The 19,472-nt window shown below is 71.2% G+C and carries 17 protein-coding genes and 2 tRNA genes; 11 read left to right on the top strand and 8 right to left on the bottom strand.

Features of this window, described 5'->3' with window-relative positions:
• The 3 genes from DLJ49_RS14835 to DLJ49_RS14825 all read right to left on the bottom strand — a co-directional run.
• The coding region (locus DLJ49_RS14835) for a tyrosine-type recombinase/integrase (protein WP_115394333.1) at nt 1-1,063 on the bottom strand (1,063 nt) is incomplete at its 3' end.
• A 161-nt stretch (nt 1,064-1,224) separates the two neighbouring features.
• Nucleotides 1,225-1,300, bottom strand: a tRNA-Val gene (locus DLJ49_RS14830).
• 217 nt (nt 1,301-1,517) lie between these two features.
• Nucleotides 1,518-1,592: transfer RNA gene (locus DLJ49_RS14825), tRNA-Val, on the bottom strand.
• A gap of 97 nt (nt 1,593-1,689) precedes the next feature.
• Here DLJ49_RS14825 and DLJ49_RS14820 point away from each other — a divergent pair.
• Nucleotides 1,690-2,121: a L,D-transpeptidase gene (locus DLJ49_RS14820; protein WP_115394332.1), complete on the top strand. Its 432-nt coding sequence runs from the start codon at nt 1,690-1,692 to the stop codon at nt 2,119-2,121.
• Between the two features lie 90 nt (nt 2,122-2,211).
• Here the strand turns inward: DLJ49_RS14820 and lon are convergent, their stop codons facing one another.
• Nucleotides 2,212-4,626: an endopeptidase La gene (gene lon / locus DLJ49_RS14815; RefSeq protein WP_115394331.1), complete on the bottom strand. Its 2,415-nt coding sequence runs from the start codon at nt 4,624-4,626 to the stop codon at nt 2,212-2,214.
• A 449-nt stretch (nt 4,627-5,075) separates the two neighbouring features.
• Here lon and DLJ49_RS14810 point away from each other — a divergent pair, with 449 nt between their 5' ends.
• A complete protein-coding gene (locus DLJ49_RS14810; protein ID WP_115394330.1) occupies nt 5,076-5,441 on the top strand; it encodes a hypothetical protein in 366 nt (121 codons plus the stop codon).
• Nucleotides 5,442-5,495: 54 nt separating this feature from the next.
• On the opposite strand, the gene tgt is transcribed toward DLJ49_RS14810, so the two are convergent.
• Together tgt and DLJ49_RS14800 are read right to left on the bottom strand one after the other, a co-directional pair.
• Nucleotides 5,496-6,638, bottom strand: a complete 1,143-nt coding sequence (gene tgt, locus DLJ49_RS14805) for a tRNA guanosine(34) transglycosylase Tgt (protein ID WP_115394329.1) — start codon at nt 6,636-6,638, stop codon at nt 5,496-5,498.
• 48 nt (nt 6,639-6,686) lie between these two features.
• Nucleotides 6,687-7,538 carry a hypothetical protein gene (locus DLJ49_RS14800; RefSeq protein ID WP_115394328.1) on the bottom strand — a complete coding sequence of 284 codons (852 nt, stop codon included), beginning with the start codon at nt 7,536-7,538 and terminating at the stop codon, nt 6,687-6,689.
• 142 nt (nt 7,539-7,680) lie between these two features.
• Here DLJ49_RS14800 and rimK point away from each other — a divergent pair, with 142 nt between their 5' ends.
• The 7 genes from rimK to DLJ49_RS14760 all read left to right on the top strand — a co-directional run bounded on the left by rimK (nt 7,681) and on the right by DLJ49_RS14760 (nt 14,513).
• Entirely contained in the window at nt 7,681-9,147 is a 1,467-nt protein-coding gene (gene rimK / locus DLJ49_RS14795) for a 30S ribosomal protein S6--L-glutamate ligase (protein ID WP_115394327.1), read from the top strand.
• A gap of 234 nt (nt 9,148-9,381) precedes the next feature.
• Entirely contained in the window at nt 9,382-10,026 is a 645-nt protein-coding gene (locus DLJ49_RS14790) for a hypothetical protein (RefSeq protein WP_115394326.1), read from the top strand.
• A 225-nt stretch (nt 10,027-10,251) separates the two neighbouring features.
• Nucleotides 10,252-10,620, top strand: a complete 369-nt coding sequence (locus DLJ49_RS14785) for an SUF system Fe-S cluster assembly protein (RefSeq protein ID WP_115394325.1) — start codon at nt 10,252-10,254, stop codon at nt 10,618-10,620.
• Nucleotides 10,621-10,661: 41 nt separating this feature from the next.
• On the top strand, nt 10,662-11,207 hold the full coding sequence (locus DLJ49_RS14780; RefSeq protein ID WP_115394339.1) for a sugar O-acetyltransferase: 546 nt from the start codon (nt 10,662-10,664) through the stop codon (nt 11,205-11,207).
• A gap of 176 nt (nt 11,208-11,383) precedes the next feature.
• On the top strand, nt 11,384-11,755 hold the full coding sequence (locus DLJ49_RS14775; RefSeq protein WP_115394324.1) for a HesB/IscA family protein: 372 nt from the start codon (nt 11,384-11,386) through the stop codon (nt 11,753-11,755).
• Nucleotides 11,756-12,057: 302 nt separating this feature from the next.
• Nucleotides 12,058-12,813, top strand: coding sequence for a triose-phosphate isomerase (gene tpiA, locus DLJ49_RS14765; protein ID WP_115394322.1), 756 nt, complete (start codon nt 12,058-12,060; stop codon nt 12,811-12,813).
• Nucleotides 12,810-14,513, top strand: coding sequence for an ABC transporter permease (locus DLJ49_RS14760; protein WP_115394321.1), 1,704 nt, complete (start codon nt 12,810-12,812; stop codon nt 14,511-14,513). The genes tpiA and DLJ49_RS14760 overlap by 4 nt, the downstream gene beginning before the upstream one ends.
• 443 nt (nt 14,514-14,956) lie before the next feature.
• Here the strand turns inward: DLJ49_RS14760 and tsf are convergent, their stop codons facing one another.
• Together tsf and rpsB are read right to left on the bottom strand one after the other, a co-directional pair.
• Nucleotides 14,957-15,832 (bottom strand): translation elongation factor Ts, encoded by an 876-nt coding sequence (gene tsf / locus DLJ49_RS14755; protein WP_115394320.1) that lies wholly within the window; start codon nt 15,830-15,832, stop codon nt 14,957-14,959.
• A 103-nt stretch (nt 15,833-15,935) separates the two neighbouring features.
• Entirely contained in the window at nt 15,936-16,745 is an 810-nt protein-coding gene (gene rpsB / locus DLJ49_RS14750) for a 30S ribosomal protein S2 (protein ID WP_115394319.1), read from the bottom strand.
• Between the two features lie 616 nt (nt 16,746-17,361).
• On the opposite strand from rpsB, the gene DLJ49_RS14745 reads away from it, so the two are divergent.
• Together DLJ49_RS14745 and DLJ49_RS14740 are read left to right on the top strand one after the other, a co-directional pair.
• The gene (locus DLJ49_RS14745) at nt 17,362-18,249 is read left to right on the top strand and encodes a PfkB family carbohydrate kinase (RefSeq protein ID WP_115394318.1); all 888 of its coding nucleotides are present in this window, start codon (nt 17,362-17,364) and stop codon (nt 18,247-18,249) included.
• 264 nt (nt 18,250-18,513) lie between these two features.
• On the top strand, nt 18,514-19,458 hold the full coding sequence (locus DLJ49_RS14740) for a pseudouridine-5'-phosphate glycosidase (protein WP_115394317.1): 945 nt from the start codon (nt 18,514-18,516) through the stop codon (nt 19,456-19,458).
• Nucleotides 19,459-19,472: the final 14 nt, after the last annotated feature.

Here is a 19,472-nt window from a genome sequence, read left to right as displayed (position 1 = left end):
CTCGTGGTTGCCCGTGGCTGCGCGCTTGCGCAGGCCGAACAGCCGGTCGGTGAATTCCTTGCCGTTGTCGGTGAGAACACGGGTGATCTTCATCGGCGCGGCGCGGTCGAGGTCGCGCAGGAAGCGCGGCGTTGAGCGTGTTGTTGCTGATCGCCTTGCCCGGTGCTCGCAGGGACGGGAAGATGAGCGGGCCGTCGCCTGTCCACGGCTGCAAAGCCCGCAGGGCCTCTGCCACCTGCCGCGAAATGGGCACCAGATGCGGACGGTTCATTTTCATGCGCGCTGCCGGGATCGAGATGAGGCGTTCGGACCAGTCCACGTCGGTCCATCGCAGGGAGATCACCTCGCCCGGCCGCAGGAATGTATAGGCGAGAACTCGCAGCGCCGTGGCTGTCGTGGGCTCGCCCGCGTAACCACGTAACGCCCGCATGAGAGCGCCAACCTCCTCCCGATTGGTGATCGCCGGATAGCCACTCCGCGGCGGCGAGACGAGCGCCCCGGTGAGCACCGCCGCCGGGTCATTCTCGCATCGGTCGGTCGCGACCGCATATCGGAAGATGCGCGAACACAGCGCGCGCACCTGGCGGGCCGTCTCATGCTTGCCGCCCCGCTCGAAGACCCGCAGAAGCGGCAGCAGGTCCGACGCGCGCAGTTCGGCGATGGGTCGGTCGCCGAATGCCCGGATCGTGTGGTCGATCTGGTGCGCCAGCTTCTTCACCGTTCCCTCAGCCCTGCCCCGCTGGCGCTCGTGCTCTAGGAATTCAAGCGCGACCTCTGCCCACGTCGGCGGCGCGATCTTTGCCTTGCGTTTCTCTACAGACGGGTCGCGTCCTTCGGCGATCAGCGCCTTGGCCGCGTCGCGGGCGTTCCTCGCGGCTTTGAGCGAGATATCGGGGTAACGGCCGATTGCGAGGGTGCGCTGCTTCGCCTCGAAGCGATAGGCGAGTCGCCACAGCTTCCCGCCCGCGGGCGTGACATGCAGTTGCAAGCCCCCGCCGTCGCTCAGTTTCTTTGTCGTCTCGCCCGGCCGGGCGGCCCTGATCTTCGCGTCGGTCAGCCTCATTGTTGGCACCTCTCCTCACTCGGGAACCACGTCCCAACAGATGTGCCAACACTCGCACGTGCTGTCGAGGCTAAGGGAAGAAGGTGGACAAAGCCAATCTGCCCAGACGCCCTGAAGTCACTGGACAAAATGGGCAGCATGGACAGCATGGAGAGAGGGAATGGTGGGTGGTGAGGGATTCGAACCCCCGACATCTTCGGTGTAAACGAAGCGCTCTACCAACTGAGCTAACCACCCGCGACGTGCGTGCATAGCCCGTCGCGCCGCCACGGGGCAAGGGCGCGGGCATGACCGACCGGTAGCGATCGACGGTCGGGGCGGCGAGATTGCCATTCCCTGTCACCGATCGGGCTAGCCGCGCCGGAGCACGGACCGCGCCGGAGCCTTGTGCGGTAACGCCCTGACCGGCCACCGCGAGGTGGCGCGACAAGGCGGGCCTGCCAGCGGAGCAAGGTGGTGGGTGATGAGAGATTCGAACTCCCGACATCTTCGATGTGAACGAAGCGCTCTACCACTGAGCTAATCACCCGCCGGTGCGCAGCGATGTAGCGAAGGCCGCGGGGGGGCGCAAGGCCCCCGGATCGCGGCGCTGGCCCCGGCCTCGCCCTTCCGCCAGACTGCTGGCCATGCCATTTTCCGCACTCGTCTCACGCGCTTTGGTGGTCACCCTTCTGACGGCTGCGGCCTCTGGCGCAATGGCCGAGTTGCGGATCAGCATCGACCTCTCCGACCAGGCGATGCATGTCGTGCGCGACGGCACCCCACTGCATGTATGGCCGGTCTCCACCGCGCGCGACGGCAAGTGCACGCCGGTGGGCACCTACCACCCGGTCACGTTGAAGCGCATGCATTACTCAACCCTCTACGGCGGGGCGCCCATGCCGTTTTCGATCTTCTTTTCGGGCAACTATGCCATCCATGGCACGACCGAGACCGACCGGCTCGGGTCGCGCGCCTCGGCCGGATGCGTGCGCCTTCACCCGGCGAACGCCGAGACGCTCTTCGGCTACGTGCTGGACGAGGGGAAGGCCGCGACCACGATCGTGATCCGGCCGTAAGGGGGCCCCGGCGGGACCGACCCGCCTGCCCCGCAGGACGAAAAAAGGGCGCCCGCGCGGGCGCCCTTTCTGCGTCGTATCGAGGGGCGCTCAGTGCGCCGTCGTGCCGGTCTCGCGCCGCTCGGCTTCGAGGCGCGCGGCACGGGCGAGCGCGGCCTCCTCCTCGGCCTGTTCGTCCCACTCGATGGGCTCGGGCTGGCGAACGAGCGCGTGGTTCAGCACGTCGCGGACATGCTCGACGGGGATGATCTCGAGCCCCTCCTTCACGTTGTCGGGGATCTCGGCGAGATCCTTCTCGTTCTCCTTGGGGATCAGCACCGTCTTGATGCCGCCCCGCAGCGCCGCGAGCAGCTTCTCCTTCAGCCCGCCGATCGGCAGCGCGTTGCCGCGCAGCGTGACCTCGCCGGTCATTGCGATGTCGCGCTTGACCGGGATCTGCGTGAGCACCGACACGATGGAGGTGACCATCGCGAGGCCCGCGCTCGGCCCGTCCTTCGGCGTCGCCCCTTCCGGGACGTGGACGTGGATGTCCATCGTGTCGAAGCGCGGCGGCTTCACCCCGATCGAGGGCGCGATCGAGCGGACATACGAATTGGCGGCGTCGATCGACTCCTTCATCACGTCGCCCAGCGTGCCGGTGGTCTTCATCCGGCCCTTGCCCGGCAGGCGCACCGCCTCGATCTGCAGCAGGTCGCCGCCCACCGAGGTGTAGGCGAGGCCCGTCACGACACCGACCTGGTCCTCCAGCTCGGCGAGCCCGTAGCGGTGCTTCTTCACGCCGAGGAAGTCCGACAGGTTTTCGGGCGTGACCACGACCTTGTCGGTCTCCTTCTTGACGATCTGCGTCACCGCCTTGCGCGCGATCTTGGCGATCTCGCGCTCGAGGTTCCGCACGCCCGCCTCGCGGGTATAGGTGCGGATGATCTCGGTCAGGGCCGCGTCGGTCAGCTCGAATTCGCCCTTCTTCAGGCCGTGGTTCTTCACCTGCTTGTCGATCAGGTGACGCTTGGCGATCTCGAGCTTCTCGTCCTCGGTGTAGCCGGCGAGCGGAATGATCTCCATCCGGTCGAGCAGCGGCCCCGGCATGTTGTAGGTGTTCGCCGTGGTGATGAACATCACGTTCGACAGGTCGTATTCCACCTCGAGGTAGTGGTCGACGAATGTCGAGTTCTGCTCGGGGTCGAGCACCTCCAGCATGGCGCTGGCCGGGTCGCCGCGGAAGTCCTGCCCCATCTTGTCGATCTCGTCGAGCAGGATGAGCGGGTTCGTCGTCTTGGCCTTCTTCAGCGCCTGGATGATCTTGCCCGGCATCGAGCCGATATAGGTCCGCCTGTGGCCGCGGATCTCGGACTCGTCGCGCACGCCGCCGAGGCTGATGCGGATGAACTCGCGGCCCGTGGCCTTGGCGACCGACTTGCCCAGCGAGGTCTTGCCCACGCCCGGCGGGCCGACGAGGCACAGGATCGGCCCCTTCAGCTTTTTCGAGCGCTGCTGCACGGCGAGATACTCGACGATACGCTCCTTGACCTTGTCGAGCGAATAGTGGTCGTCGTCGAGGATCTTCTGGGCGCGGCCGAGATCCTTCTTGACGCGCGATTTCACGCCCCACGGGATCGACAGCATCCAGTCGAGGTAGTTGCGCACCACCGTCGCCTCGGCCGACATCGGGCTCATGTTCTTGAGCTTCTTGACCTCCGCCTCGGCCTTCTCGCGCGCCTCGTTCGACAGTTTGGTCGCCTCGATCCGCTCTTCGAGTTCCTGGATCTCGGACTGGTCGTCGCCGTCGCCCAGCTCGCGCTGGATCGCCTTCATCTGTTCGTTGAGGTAATACTCGCGCTGCGTCCTCTCCATCTGGCTCTTGACGCGCGTCTTGATCTTCTTCTCGACCTGCAGGACGCTCATCTCGCCCTGCATCAGGCCGTAGACCTTCTCCAGACGCTCGGCGACCGAGAGCGTCTCGAGCAGGTCCTGCTTCTTGTCGACATCGACGCCGAGGTGACCCGCCACGAGGTCGGCCAGCTTGGCTGCCTGCCGCGCCTCGGCCACCGCCGTCAGCGCCTCTTCGGGGATGTTCTTCTTGACCTTGGCGTAGCGCTCGAACTCTTCGGCGACCGAGCGCACCAGCGCCTCGACCTCGGCGTCGTCGCCGGACATCTCGGTGAGCGGGTCGGCGTTGGCCTCGAAGAACTCGTCGTTGTCGATGTAGTCGGCCACGCGCACCCGCGTCTTGCCCTCGACCAGCACCTTGACCGTTCCGTCGGGCAGCTTGAGGAGCTGCAGCACGTTGGCCAGCACGCCGGCGCGGTAGATGCCCTCGGGGGCGGGGTCGTCCTCTGCCGGGTCGATCTGGCTGGCGAGCAGGATCTGCTTGTCGTCGGCCATGACCTCTTCCAGCGCGCGAACCGATTTCTCGCGGCCCACGAACAGCGGAACGATCATGTGCGGGAACACCACGATGTCGCGCAGCGGCAGCACCGGGTATGGATTGCTCAGTGGCTCTTGCATGTGCTCGATGTCCTGTTCTCTAGCAAGAGGGCCCGCGCCCCGGCATCCGGCGGCCTTGGAGCCCTCTCCTGTCACGGAGGGGTTAGGTGGGGCGCGCGACCTCCGCTTTCAACCGCGGGCTCCTCGTCGGGACGGAGTGTGCACGCCGCCGCCTGACAGGACAAGCGGCGACTGCCGGCCACGGTAAACTGACCCGAATGCGGCCGCGCCCTTCTGCACGGGGCTCACAAGGATGCGCTGCCGAACTGCGTCAGCGGACGCGACATTTTCAGCCCCTCTGCGGCGGTGAAGCTGGCAACCTCCCGAGGTTCGTGCCTTCATGCAGAGCCGAGGCGCGTTCGCCGGTCGTCCCAAGCGCCGAAAGTTCCTCGGCCTCGTCTAGGCGGCCGCCGCGTCCGTCGAACAAATCCGGCCGGTGCCCGTTTCCCTCGGGATCGAAAGGAGGCGCAATGGCGGATCTCGTGTGGACGAAGCAGACGCTCGGCGACGTGCTCGGAGAGGATCGCGGCTTCGCGGACGGCACCGTGTCGGTCGTGGCGCATCTGGGCGAGGAGGATCTCGCCGAGTTGCGCCGCAACGAACGCGAGGCGGCCCTCTCGGCCTTCGCCCGAGGCGCCCGGCAGTCTCGCGACCATCGCGCCGCACAAGGGAGCGCCGGGGGGAATCCGCCCCCCTTCACGGCCGAGGACCTGAAGGAAGGGTTGCGCGCGGCGCGGGCGGCGCTCGAGTTCGAGCCCGCCGGCACCCGGTCGGAACGGGCGGAGACGCTGATCTCCGGCTGCGCCTTTCCCCCGGCGACCGGCCCCGACGTCTGAGGCGCTCACAGTCGCCGTCGCCGTCGCCGCGCGACGGCGCGCGGCCGGTCGAGCTCAGGCCGGCGGAAGGTCGCCCTCGGCCCGACCCGCGTGAAACTCGGCCTGCCAGTCGGCAAAGCGGCCCGCCGCGATGGCGGCGCGCATGCCCGCCATCATCTCCTGGTAATAGTGCAGGTTGTGCCACGTCAGCAGCATCGACGAGATGATTTCGCCCGACCTGAACACGTGGTGCAGGTAAGCGCGGGAATAGCTCCGGCAGCACGGGCAGGCGCAGGCCTCGTCCAGCGGGCGCGGGTCGTCGGCGTGGCGGGCGTTCTTGAGGTTCACCACGCCGCGGCGGGTGAACGCCTGCCCGGTGCGCCCCGAGCGCGAGGGCAGGACGCAGTCGAACATGTCGATGCCGCGCGCCACGGCGCCCACGATGTCGTCGGGCTTGCCGACGCCCATCAGGTAGCGCGGCCTGTCCGCGGGCAGCATGGCCGGCGCGTGGTCGAGCACGCCGAACATCGCCTCCTGCCCCTCGCCCACGGCGAGCCCCCCCACCGCGTAGCCGTCGAAGCCGATCGCGCGCAGCGCCTCGGCCGATTCCTCGCGCAGGTCGCGCTCCAGCCCGCCCTGCTGGATGCCGAAGAGCGCATGGCCCGGCCGGGCGCCGAACGCCTCGCGCGAGCGGGCCGCCCAGCGCATCGACAGGCGCATCGACTCCGCGATGCGGTCGCGCCCGGCCGGCAGAGCGGGGCATTCGTCGAACGCCATCACGATGTCCGAGCCGAGCAGGCGCTGGATCTCCATCGACCGCTCCGGCGTCAGGTGATGCCGCGACCCGTCGATATGCGAGCGGAAGGTCACCCCCTCCTCGGTGAGCGTGCGCAACTCGGACAGCGACATGACCTGGAAGCCGCCCGAATCGGTCAGGATCGGGCGATCCCAGTTCATGAAGGCGTGCAGGCCGCCGAGGCGGGCCACCCGCTCGGCCCCCGGGCGCAGCATCAGGTGGTAGGTGTTGCCGAGAAGGATGTCGGCGCCGGTCTCGCGCACCGACTCGGGCAGCATCGCCTTGACGGTGCCCGCGGTGCCCACGGGCATGAAGGCCGGCGTGCGGATCTCGCCCCTCGGGGTCGAGATCACCCCCGTCCGCGCCGGCCCGTCGGTGGCGTGCAGCGCGAAGGAGAAGCGGTCGGTCGCGGTGTCGCTCATGGGCAGGGTCTGCCCCGGATCGCGGGCGGGCGCCAGAGGCAGGCGCGCCTAGCGGCCCTGCCCCCCCTCCTTCAGCTCGAGCAGGCGCAGGTAGAGCACCGGGGCGGGCAGCGCGCCGAGACCGGCATAGGCCGCGCCGACAAGAGCGGTCACCAGCGTCAGCACCAGCCCGCCCACGAGTCCGGGCTCGCCCCCGGTGAGCATCACCCCGAGCGGCGCGAGCACGAAAAGGCCGAGCACCAGCGTCAGGGCCAGCACGATCGCGGCGAAGACGAGGCCGAAGCCCACGATGGGCCACCGGTAGCCCTTGGTCAGAGCCGCGCTGCGACCCAGCGCGCCGAGCCCGGCCCCCTCGACCGCCGCGACGGGGATGGCGACGGACAGCACGGCGAAGATCCACAGGCCCGGCACGAACAGCAGCACGAAGCCCAGCGCGACGGCGACGCCGATCACGATGCTGATCGCCGCCACGGGAAGCGCCGTGCCCAGCGCGCGCCGCAGCACCTCGGGCGCGCCGGCCGGCCGCCCCCGCGCCGCGTCGACCACGAGAAGGGCGATCGCGCCCACGAAGAGCGCGCTGAGAAGGATCTGAAGCACCGCGTCGACAAGATCGCCCACCCCGATCTGGGCCATCGGCATCGCGCCCGGCCCCATTGCGCCCGGCCCCATTCCGCCCGGGCCCATTCCGCCTTCGCCGCCCACGGGCACGGTGCCTTGGTCGGTCAGGCCGAAAGTGCGCTCTGGCCCGATCAGGGCGAGCGACACCGCGAGGCTGACCACCGAGTAGAGCAGCGACACCAGGAAGATTTCCTGGAACCGCTCGCGGAACAGGCGGAACACGCGGCCCACGAGCTCGGTGACGCCGAGCGGCGGGCGGGAGGTCTCCGGGGCGTAGGACATCGGCGGGTTCCCTCGTCTCTTTCGCTTCTCTGTCGCGCCTGCGTGCCCCTGCGTCAGCCCTGCGGGCCGCGGTCGAACGGGGCTGGACGCGCCGTGCCTCCCTTGAAAGGCTGAAGCGGACAAGGATGCAAGGAAAGACCGCATGACCGACCGCCTCACCTTCGGCTGGGAGGAGTGGGTCGCGCTGCCGGGCCTCGGCCTGCCCGCGATCAAGGCCAAGATCGACACCGGCGCGAAGACCTCCGCCCTCCATGCCTTCGACATCGAGGCGTTCGGGCCGTCCTCGCACCCAAAGGTGCGCTTCGCCGTGCACCCGATCCCCGGCAACGACCTGATCTCGATCCCCTGCTCGGCCGATATCGTCGACCGGCGCGAGGTGACCTCGTCGAACGGCGAGACCGAGCTGCGTTACGTTATCGCCACCGAGATCACGGTCGCCGGCCGGGCATGGCCCATCGAGATCACCCTGACCGACCGTGGCACGATGGCGTATCGCATGCTGCTCGGTCGGCAGGCGCTCGGCGACGAGGTGGTCATCAGCCCCTCCGAGTCCTGCTGCCAGCCCCAGCTCTCCTACGAGCCCTACCATACCGCGCAGGTCAGGCAGGTGGCGCCGAGCCGCACCCTGCGCATCGCCGTCCTCTCGCGCGAGCCCAACTATTCCACCTCGCGGCTGGTCTCCGAGGGCGAGAGGCGCGGCCACGTGGTGGAGGTGATCGACACGACCCGCTGCTACATGGCGATCAACGCGCTGGCGCCGGAGGTGCATTACGACGGCAAGCGCCTGCCGCGTTACGACGCTGTCGTCCCCCGCATCGGCGCTTCGGTCACGGCCTACGGCACCGCCGTCATCCGCCAGTTCGAATCGATCGGCACCTATTGCGTCAACGGCTCCGAGGGCATCACCGCCAGCCGCGACAAGCTGCACGCCCATCAGATCCTGGCCCGCCACCGCATCGGGATGCCCGCCACCGCCTTCGCCGCCTCGCCCAAGGATACCGACAACCTCATCGGGCTGGTCGAGGGGGCGCCCCTGATCGTGAAGCTGCTCGAGAGCACGCAGGGCAAGGGCGTGGTGCTGGCCGAGACGAAGAAGGCCGCGCAATCGGTGATCTCCGCGTTCCGCGGGCTCAAGGCCAACTTCCTCGTCCAGCACTTCGTCAAGGAGGCGGCGGGAGAGGACATCCGCTGCCTCGTCGTCGGCAGCAAGGTGGTCGCCGCGATGAAGCGGCGGGCCGCAGCCGGAGAGTTCCGCTCCAACCTGCATCAGGGCGGCTCGGCCGAGGCGGTGCGCATCAGCCGGGCCGAGCGCGAGACGGCCGTCAGGGCGGCCCGCGCCTTCGGGCTGCACATGGCCGGCGTCGATCTGCTGCGCGGGGCTGACGGGCCGAAGGTGCTCGAGGTCAATTCGTCGCCGGGGCTCGAGGGGGTGGAGAAATGCACCGGCAAGAACGTGGCCGCGCTGCTCTACGACGAGATCGAGAAGCGCGTCCGCCCCGCCCCCGCCCGCAAGAGCACCGTCGCGCGCAGGAGCGGGCCGCGGCCCGACGGGACAAGGGCGGCCGGGGCTCGTGCCACGGGGGGCCGGGCCACAGGGGGCCGGGCGTAGGACGGCCGGGCGTGGCGCAGGCGGCCGGCGCACCGCGCGGCGAGGAGAAACGCCGCACGCGGCGGCTGGCGCGCCGCCCCCTGCGACAGGGCGACGCCGCGGCGGCACACCGCAAGCGCGCTCCATCAGGGAATCTGCAACCCTGTCGAACAACCATGCGCATCAGAGTGCTCGCCGCCGGGTGGCGGTCACCGGCGGGGAACGCCGGGGCCCACGCCGCGTTCAGGAGGAACCATGCCGCACCAGACCCCGGAGATCCCACCCGCCGCCGCGCCCTTCCTCGCCGGCAGCCTCGCCGTGCTCGCCGGCAGCGCCGCCGCGCTCTGGGCGCCCGCCTCGGTCGCCACGCTTCTCGCCCTTGTCGCGCTGCTGCGCGTCTGCTGGATCGACGAGAACATCCGCGGCGACCTCGAACACGCCAAGCGCATTCCCGCCGGCTACGTCAACACGATCCGGCTGCGCCACCGCCTCTCGACCCGTCTCTTCGGCGCCACCCCGTCCGAGATTACCTGCCCACGGATGCTCGCCTCGCAGATGCGCGCGCAGGGCCATGCCCTCTTCGCCTTCATCTTCGGGCTGGCCGCCGCGCTGATCGCCGCGGGCGCGGGCGAAACGCCGCTGGGCCTCGTCGGGGCCGGGGCGGCGCTCATCCTCGCCTTCCGCAGGGTCGATCGCCTCGCCCTCACGGACGCCCACCTGCGCCGGGGCGAGCCGCTGCCGGTCCACCTGCTCGACGACCGCGGCGGACTGTCGCGGCTCGTGACGAACGCGCCCGCAACCGACGGGGGCGAGGCGGACGAGCCCGGCGACGCATGGCCCGCTCCCCGGCGCCACGACACCGAGCACCGCCACGAGACCACGCGCACGCGCCACCGCTGAACGCACCGACGCCCAGGGAAGGGCAGACCGGCGCGGGGCAGGTCGGCGCAGGGCAGGTCGGCCCGGGAAAGGCAGGCCCCGCGAACGCAGGTCCGGCAAACGCAAGTCCGGACGCGACGGCGCCCCCGCTTGCGCACCCGCCCGGCGCACGCGTCGCAGCCGCGGGTATGGACCGCGGCGACGGCTTTCCTTATATCTTCAGTCAAGAAAAGAGGATCTGCCGCGATGACGACACCTGACGCAGCCGCCCCTCTCGAAGGAGCGCCGCTCATCCGTCCCTCGAGCACCGACCATCCGCTCTACGACAGCGTGGTCGACGCCTGCCGATCGGTCTACGACCCCGAAATCCCGGTCAACATCTTCGACCTCGGCCTGATCTACACGATCGACATCAGCGACCAGGGCGAGGTCGGCATCGTCATGACCCTGACCGCGCCGGGCTGCCCGGTGGCGGGCGAGATGCCCGGCTGGGTGGCCGAGGCTGTCGAGCCTCTGCCGGGCGTCAAGCAGGTGGACGTCGACATCACGTGGGATCCGCCCTGGGGGATGGACATGATGTCGGACGAGGCGAAGCTCGAGCTGGGCTTCATGTGAGCGACCACGCCACCGACCCGCCCGCCACCGAGTGGGACAGGATGGTGGCAGGCGCGCTCTACCGGCCCGGCGACCCCGACCTCGTGGAGAGGCGACGGCGCGCCCAGGAGGCGATGCGCGCCTACAACGCCACCATCCTGGGAGATCCCGAGCGGAGCGCCCTGCTCGACAGGCTGATCGGCGCGCGTGGTGAGGGGTGCGCTATACGGGCGCCCTTCCATGTCGATTACGGCACGAACATCCGCCTCGGGCACGACGTGTTCTTCAACTACGGATGCGTCGTGCTCGACGTGTGCCCGGTCACCGTCGGCGACCGCGCCGAGATCGGCCCCGCAGTGCAGATCCTGACCGCCGACCATCCGCGCGACCCGAAGATGCGCGACGCGGGGCTGGAATTCGGCCGCCCCGTGGCGATCGGCAGCAATGTCTGGATCGGCGGCGGCGCGCTTATCCTGCCGGGCGTCACCGTGGGCGACGACGCGGTAATCGGGGCGGGCGCGGTGGTCACGCGCGACGTGGCCCCCGGCACGACCGTCGCGGGCAACCCGGCACGCCCCCTGCGCCCACGCCCCGTGCACCATGGCTGAGCCGTCTGCCCGCGCGCGCCCGCGCCGGCCGGGCGGCGCGGGTGGGCGGGTGGGGCGACGGCCGGCCGGGGCGGGCGCGCGCGTGTGGTGCGAGGCAGGTCGGCGTGCCGCACAGCCCGGGCTTGAGCGGCGGCGCCGTGCCCCTTACGTTCGACCGTAGGCAGAAGGAGTTCCAGATGTTCGGCATTCCCGGCAAGCAGGCCGTCACCCTCACCCCCGCGGCCGCCGCGCAGATCGCCCGGATCATGGAGCGCGACGGCGCCAAGGGCCTCAAGGTCGGCGTCAAGAAGGGCGGCTGCGCGGGCATGGAATACACCATGGACTACGCGCACGAGGTCGATCCCCACGACGAGATCGTCGAGCAGGACGGCGCGGTCGTGATGATCGCCCCGATGGCGCAGATGTTCCTCTTCGGCACCGAGATCGACTACCAGGTCTCGCTGCTCGAGGCCGGCTTCCAGTTCCGCAATCCCAACGTCACGGAGTCCTGCGGCTGCGGCGAGTCGATCAAGTTCGACGAGAGCCTCTCGGCCGGCCAGGCGCGGTGAACAGATGGCGGGCTCGCGCGCCGGGCCCGACGCCGTTGGGGATCGCCTGGCACCGCTCGGCGCTGTCATAACCCACCGCCCCATCGCTTGGGCCGCGGCGCCGCGTGTCGACGGCCCGGTCCGCGGCGCGATCACGGAGGCCGAGCGGCTCGCCGCGGACGGGGCAACGCAATCTGCGCGGCCACGGCAGGCAGCGGGTCGGAGACAGGTCACGGGCGACCGGAGCCTGCCCCACGCCGCCCTTGACGACCCCGAGGCGGCTTGCGAATGGGCCGGAGCGGCACTCGACGCAGGAGACTGACATGGCGCGCAAGCTCGCGGCAGGCAACTGGAAGATGAACGGCACCGGGGCCGACCTCGCCGAGGCCCGCGCGCTCGCCGAGCGCCATCCCTCCCCTTCCGTCGAGGTGCTGCTCTGCCCGCCCGCCACGCTGATCCACCGGATGGCGGAGGCGCTGTCGGGCAGCGCGGTGATGACCGGCGGGCAGGATTGCCACGCCGCGCCCAAGGGCGCGCACACCGGCGACGTCTCGGCCGAGATGCTGGCCGAGGCGGGCGCGAGCCACGTCATCCTCGGTCATTCCGAGCGCCGCGCCGACCACGACGAGAGCGACGCGGTCGTGCGCGTCAAGGTCGAGGCCGCCCGGCGCGCCGGGCTCGTGGCCATCCTCTGCGTCGGCGAGACCGAGGCCGAGCGCGACGCGGGCCGCACGCTCGACGTGGTCTCGACCCAGCTCCAGGGCTCCCTGCCCACCGGCACCATGGCCGAAGGTCTTGTCGTCGCCTACGAGCCGGTCTGGGCGATCGGCACGGGCCGCACGCCCACCGTCGCGCAGATCGCCGAGGTGCACGACCATCTGCGCGACGAGCTCGCCACCGCCATCGGATCGGGCGCGCGCGACGTGCCGCTGCTTTACGGCGGCTCGGTCAAGCCGGCCAACGCGGCCGAGATCTTCGCCGTGGCCAACGTCGACGGGGCGCTCGTGGGCGGCGCCAGCCTGAAGGCCGACGACTTCTCGGCCATCGTCGCCGCGCTGGAGGGCGCTGTCGGAGAATGAGCGCGGAGGGGCGCGGCGCCGCCGAACGCGCGATCCGGGCCGGGGCGCTTGCCGCGGCCGCCCTGTGCCTTCTGCCCATGGCCGCCGTCGTTGCCGCCGCGCTGATGGGATCGACCGAGACGCTGGCGCATCTCGCCGATACCGTGCTCCTTCGCTACACCTCGGCCACGCTGCTGCTGGCGGCCCTCGTCGCGCTCGGCACCGCGGCGCTCGGCACGGGCGCGGCGTGGCTGGTCACGATGACGCGATTTCCCGGCGTGCGCGCCTTCGAGGTCGCGCTCGCGCTGCCCTTCGCCTTCCCCGCCTACGTGCTGGCCTACGCCTATACCGACCTGCTCGACCACCCCGGCGCGGTGCAATCGGCGCTCCGGGCGGTCACCGGCTGGGGCCCGCGCGACTACTGGTTCCCCGAGGTGCGCTCGCTGGGCGGGGCGGCGGTCATGCTGATCCTCGTGCTCTACCCGTATGTCTACCTGCTGGCCCGCGCGGCCTTCCTTCAGCAATCGGCCACGGCCAACCTCGCCGCGCGGGCGCTGGGACAATCGGCCTGGGGCGCGTTCCGCCGCGTCTCGCTGCCCATGGCGCGGCCGGCCATCGCGGGCGGGGTGCTGCTGGCGGTGATGGAGACGATCGCCGACTTCGGCACGGTCAAGTATTTCGGGGTCCAGACCCTGGCCACGGGCATCTACACCTCGTGGTTCTCGATGTCCGACCGCGCGGCGGCCGCGCAGCTCGCGCTGTGCCTGCTGGGCTTCGCCCTGTTCCTCGCCCTGCTCGAGCGCATCCAGCGCGGCGCGGCACGCCACCACGGCGCGGGCAAGCGCTTCGAACGGGCGCCGGCGGTCGAGTTGCGGGGCTGGCACCGCTGGGGTGCGGTCGTTCTCTGCGCCGTGCCGGTCGTGCTGGGCTTCCTGCTGCCGCTGGGCCTGCTGCTCGAGATGGGGATCGGCTCGGGCCAGAACCTGTTCGACGACCGCTATCTCGGCTTCATCCGCAACACCGTGACGCTCGCCGGCATCGCCGCGGTGCTCACCGTGGGCGCGGCGGTGCTGGTCGCCTTCTTCCAGCGGCTTGCGCCCGGGCGCCTCTCGGGCGCGGCGGCCAACGTGGCGCGGATCGGCTACGCGGTGCCCGGCGGCGTGATCGCGGTCGGCCTGCTCGTGCCCTTCGCCGCCTTCGACAACGCGGTCGACGCCTTCATGGAGGCGCGCTTCGGCATCGACACGGGACTGATCTTCACCGGCTCGATCTGGCTGCTCGTGGGCGCCTACATGGTACGCTTCATCGCCGCCGCGCTGAACACCTACGACGGCGGGCTCGTCACCATTCACCCCAACACCGACGCGGTCGCCCGCACGCTCGGCCTCGGGCCCGGCGCAATGCTCGCCCGCGTGCACCTGCCGATCCTGCGCCCCTCGGTGCTCACGGCACTGCTCATCGTGTTCGTCGATGTCACGAAGGAACTGCCGGCCACCCTCATCATGCGCCCCTTCAACTTCGACACGCTGGCGGTGCAGGCTTACCGGCTGGCCTCCGACGAGCGGTTGTCGGGCGCGGCGGTCCCGTCGCTCGTGATCGTCGCGGTCGGGCTGCTGCCGGTGATCCTCGTCTGCCGCAACCTGGGGCGCCAGGGCAGCGATGTCCCCCGCGCCACCCCCGCCCCGGTGGCCGAGATGGTGGAAGACCCGCCGGGCGCCTGACGCCGGCATCCCCCGCCGTTGCAAGCCGCCTGCCCGGACGCACCGAATCATCCCGCCTCCTCCCCGTCGTCCCCGCGGGGGCCTCGTGCGCCCGGCCGGCCGGAGGCGCCGTCGACGACTCGCCCGGGATCGCGGCAGACAGGCAGCGCATGTGCCCCCGCCGCGGTCGACCGAAGCGCGGAGCTGCCAAAGGCTTTGCCCAACCCAAGGTTAGCATTTACCACTCATCATGTTCCGAGAGTGGCGGAACGCGGGGCGGTCCGGTCGCGATTACGGGTCCGTCGCCCCGACCCGGGAAACCGGGCGGCCGGCCCGGGGGGTGCATTCTCTGCCCCCTGGGTCGGCCGACTGCCCTCGCCATGGGCCGCCCGGTTCGCGGGCGTGGAACGAAAAAGGGCGCGCCCGCAGGCACGCCCCCTCGCGTCACGCAACAACGACGGCCCTCAGGTGGCCGCGGCCTTGGCCACCTCGGCGGCGAAGTCTTCCTTCTCGACCTCGATGCCCTCGCCCACTTCGAGCCGGACGAAGCCGGTGATCGTGGCGCCGGCCTCCTGCGCGGCGGCCTCGACCGTCTGGTCGGGGTTCACCACGAAGGACTGGCCGAGGAGCGTTACCTCGGAGAGGAATTTCTTCATGCGGCCCTCGATCATCTTCTCGATGACCTGCTCGGGCTTGCCGCTTTCGCGGGCCTGCTCGGTCAGCACCTGCTTCTCGCGCTCGATCACGGCCGCGTCGAGATCGTCGGCGCCCAGCGAAGACGGGTTAACCGCCGCGACGTGCATCGCTACCTGCCGGCCGAACTCCTCCGAGCCGCCGGTCATCGCCACCAGCACACCGATCTTGCCCATGCCGGGCTTCGCGGCGTTGTGGATGTAGGACACCACCTGCTCGCCCTCGAGCACGGCCATGCGGCGCAGCGACATGTTCTCGCCGATCGTGGCGATCTTGTCGGTGAGCGTGTCGGCCACCGACTTGCCGCCGAGGTCGGCCTGGGCCAGGGCCTCGACATCGGCTACGCGCATCGCGGCGTCGGCGATGGCGGCCACCATCTCCTGGAATTCGGCGTTCTTGGCGACGAAATCGGTCTCGGCGTTCACCTCGACGGCGACGCCCTTGCCGCCCTCGGTGCGCACCGCCACGAGGCCCTCGGCGGCCGTCCGGCCGGACTTCTTGGCGGCCTTGGCCAGCCCCTTGGTGCGCAGCCAGTCGACCGCGGCCTCCATGTCGCCGCCCGTCTCGGTCAGCGCCTTCTTCGCGTCCATCATGCCTGCGCCGGTCTTGTCGCGCAGTTCCTTCACCTGTGCTGCGGTGATCGCCATCGCGGGCTCTCCTCGATTTGCTGCTCCTGCCGCGCAGGTGGCTACCCCGCGCGGCATGTCAATTCCGTGACGGCGCACCCGCGGGCGCGCCGGGTCGGGGATGTCAGGCCTCGGCCTTGGCCTCGGCCTCGCCGGCGCCCTCCTGGGGCGCGGCGGCCTCTTCGGCCAGCGTCTCCTCGACGAGCGCCTCTTCCATCTCGCCGACGTCGATGCCCGCGGCGTCCATCTGGGCCGACATGCCGTCGAGCGCGGCGCGGCTGACGAGATCGCAGTAGAGCGCGATGGCGCGCGCGGCATCGTCGTTCCCGGGGATCACGTAATCCACCCCGTCGGGCGAGCAGTTGGTGTCGACCACCGCCACGACGGGGATGCCCAGCTTCTTCGCCTCGGCGATCGCGAGGTCCTCGCGGTTGACGTCGATCACGAACAGCAGGTCGGGCAGGCCGCCCATCTCGCGGATACCGCCGAGCGAGGCCTGCAGCTTGGCCTGGTCGCGCTCCATCCCGAGGCGCTCCTTCTTGGTCAGGCCCTCGGCGCCCAGCGCCATCTGCTCGTCGATCGCCTTGAGCCGGTTGATCGACTGGCTCACGGTCTTCCAGTTGGTCAGCGTGCCGCCCAGCCAGCGGTGATTCATGTAGTACTGGGCGCATTTCTCGGCCGCGTCGGCAATCGGCTTCTGGGCCTGCCGCTTGGTGCCGACGAACAGGACGCGGCCGTTCTTCGCCACCGTCTCGCGCACCACGTTGAGAGCGGCGTCGAGCATCGGCACCGTCTGCGTCAGGTCGATGATGTGGATGCCGTTGCGGCTGCCGTAGATGTAGGGGCCCATCCTCGGGTTCCAGCGCTGGGTCTGGTGACCGAAGTGGACGCCGGCCTCGAGCAGCTGGCGCAGGGAAAAATCGGGCAATGCCATGCCTTGGGTATCCTTTCCGGTTTCATGCCTCGGCGGGGCGCGAGGGGGCGCGCCTGCGCCCCCAACCGGTGGACCGTGCGGGGATGTCTCCCCCGGCGGCCCGGCCCCGCCTGCGAAGTGCGCGCGAGGTATGCCATCCGTCGGGGAAGCGCAAGGGCCCACGCGCTCCCGCCATGCGCTCCCGGCCTGCGGCCGCCCCCCTCCGGCCGGGCGCGGACGGCCCGGGAGGGCCGCGCAGGTGCCGGCAACGTGTGCGCCGGGCACGATCCGGCGACCGCGGCCGACGGGCGCCAGGACGACGATGGAGCCGATCGCCGCCACCGCCGCGCCGGGGGCAGCCCCCACCGCCGCACCACAGGGGGCGACGTCCGGGGCCATGAATGGCGCGATACCCACGCACCAAAGACGCGCCTGCGCATGACGGGGCGAGGGCACGACGGGGGCGCGGCCACAACGGGGGCGCGGCTCGCCACGACGGCGACCGGCCCGCCCCTGCCGATGCGCGGACCGCCGCAACGAGATTGGCCTGCGCGCCGCCTTCGCGCGGGCCGAGGCGAGACCGGACAGAACGGCATCACGCTTGCGCGCGGCGCGGCGCGGGGGCATGAGATCGGGCATGACGCATCGCGGCGACATCCTCTGCATCGGCTCCGTCCTGTGGGACGTGATCGGACGCGCGCCGCGCCGCATGGGGATCGGCCACGACGTGCCCGGCCGGATCGAGCGGCTGCCCGGGGGCGTGGCGATGAACATCGCTGCCGCCTGTCGCCGCGAGGGCCTGCGCCCGATCCTGCTCACCGTGCTGGGGCGCGACGCCGAGGGGCGGGCGCTGGCCGATGCCTGCGCCGCGATGGGTCTGGTGACCGACCACGTCACCTGGGCCGACGACCTGCGGACCGACCGCTACATGGCGATCGAGGCCGAGAACGGGCTCGTGGCCGCCGTCGCCGACGCCCATTCGCTCGAAGAGGCGGGCGCACGCATCCTCGCCCCCCTGCGGGACGGCGCCATCGCCTCCGAGGCGCAGCCATGGCGCGGCCTCGTCGCGCTCGACGGCAACCTCACCGAGCCGCTTCTGGCCGAGATCGCGGCTTCCCCCCTCTTCGCCGCCGCCGACCTGCGGGTCGCCCCCGCCTCGCCCGGAAAGGCGGCCCGGCTCGCGCCGCTCCTGCCGCATGCCCGCGCCACCGTCTACGTCAACCGGGTCGAAGCCGCCCTGATCTGCGGCGAGGCGTTCGACAGCGCCGAGGCGGCCGCCCGCGCCCTCGTGGCCCGCGGCGCGCGCCGGGTTCTGGTGACCGACGGCGGCGCGGCGATGGCCGAGGCGCGGGCCGACGGCACCCTCGTCTCGCTCGCGCCGCCTGCTGTCTCGGTCTGCCGGGTGACGGGGGCGGGCGACTGCTTCATGGCCTCGCACATCGCCGCCGAGGTCGCCGGCCTCGACGGAGCCGCCGCGCTGGAAGAGGCGCTCGCCGCCACTGCCCTCTACGTCTCCACGGCCTGACCGGATGACACGAGCCATGCGCGCCCGAGCGCACCCCCAACTCATCCCCGCCAATGCGACAGGGTCCCGATCGGCCGGCATCAGCGCGCCCGGAGACCGCGCTCGCGCCTGCCGCTCCTGCGCGCCCCGCCTGTCCCGCCCTCGCACGATCACCGCGCTCGCCCGCGGCCCGGCGCGCGCCCTGCCCCTTCTTCTTGCTGCAAGTATCCCCGCCGGAGGCTGCCGGCCCTGGCCGGCATCCGGCGCGGGACGCGGGCCGCGCGCATGACGGGGCCCCCTGCCCTCCCCCTCGCCTTCTCGGCCGAGGTGGCCGACGCCCGCGCCCGAGGGCGGCCCGTCGTGGCCCTCGAGAGCACCATCGTCACCCACGGCCTGCCCCGCCCGCAGAACCTCGAGACCGCCCGGCTGATCGAGGCCGAGGTGCGGCAGGCCGGCGCCACCCCCGCCACGATCGCGGTGATGGATGGCCGCCTCTGCATCGGGCTCGACGAGGCAGAGCTCGCGCGGCTCGCCACGGCCGAGGGCGTCGCCAAGCTCTCCCGCGCCGACCTCGCGGCCTGCCTCGCCGCGGGGCGCACCGGCGCCACCACCGTCGCCGCCACCATGATCGCCGCCCGCCTCGCCGGCATCGCCGTCTTCGCCACGGGCGGGATCGGCGGCGTCCACCGCGGGGCGGAGCACTCGTTCGACGTCTCGGCCGACCTGCACGAGCTCGCGCGCACGCCCGTCACCGTGGTCGCGGCCGGCGCCAAGGCCATCCTCGACCTGCCAAAGACGCTCGAGGTGCTGGAGACGCTCGGCGTGCCCGTGATCGCCGTGGGCCAGGACGCGGTCCCGGCCTTCTGGTCGCGCGACAGCGGCCTGTCCGCACCGCTCCGCATCGACGACGCGGCCGGGATCGCCCGCGCCCACATCATGCGCGCCGCGCTCGGCCGCGGCGGCGGTCAGCTCGTGGCCAACCCGATCCCGCGCGAGCACGAGATCCCGGCCGAGACGCTCGCCCCCCTCATCGCGCAGGCGACCGACGAGGCCGCCGCACGGGGTGTCGCCGCGAAGGACGTCACCCCCTTCCTGCTGGGCCGCATCCTCGAGCTGACCGAGGGGCGCAGCCTCGCCGCCAACATCGCGCTGGTGCTCAACAATGCGCGCCTCGCCGCCGCCATCGCCTGCGAAATCGGCAGCACCCCGGCGGCCCCCCCTGGATGCTGAGCCCGGCCCCGCCC

Source organism: Rhodovulum sp. 12E13 (assembly GCF_003340565.1).
GTDB lineage: Bacteria > Pseudomonadota > Alphaproteobacteria > Rhodobacterales > Rhodobacteraceae > HLUCCA09.
Note: the sequence above shows the minus strand (reverse complement) of the source record. Positions and strands in the feature narration are given on the sequence as shown.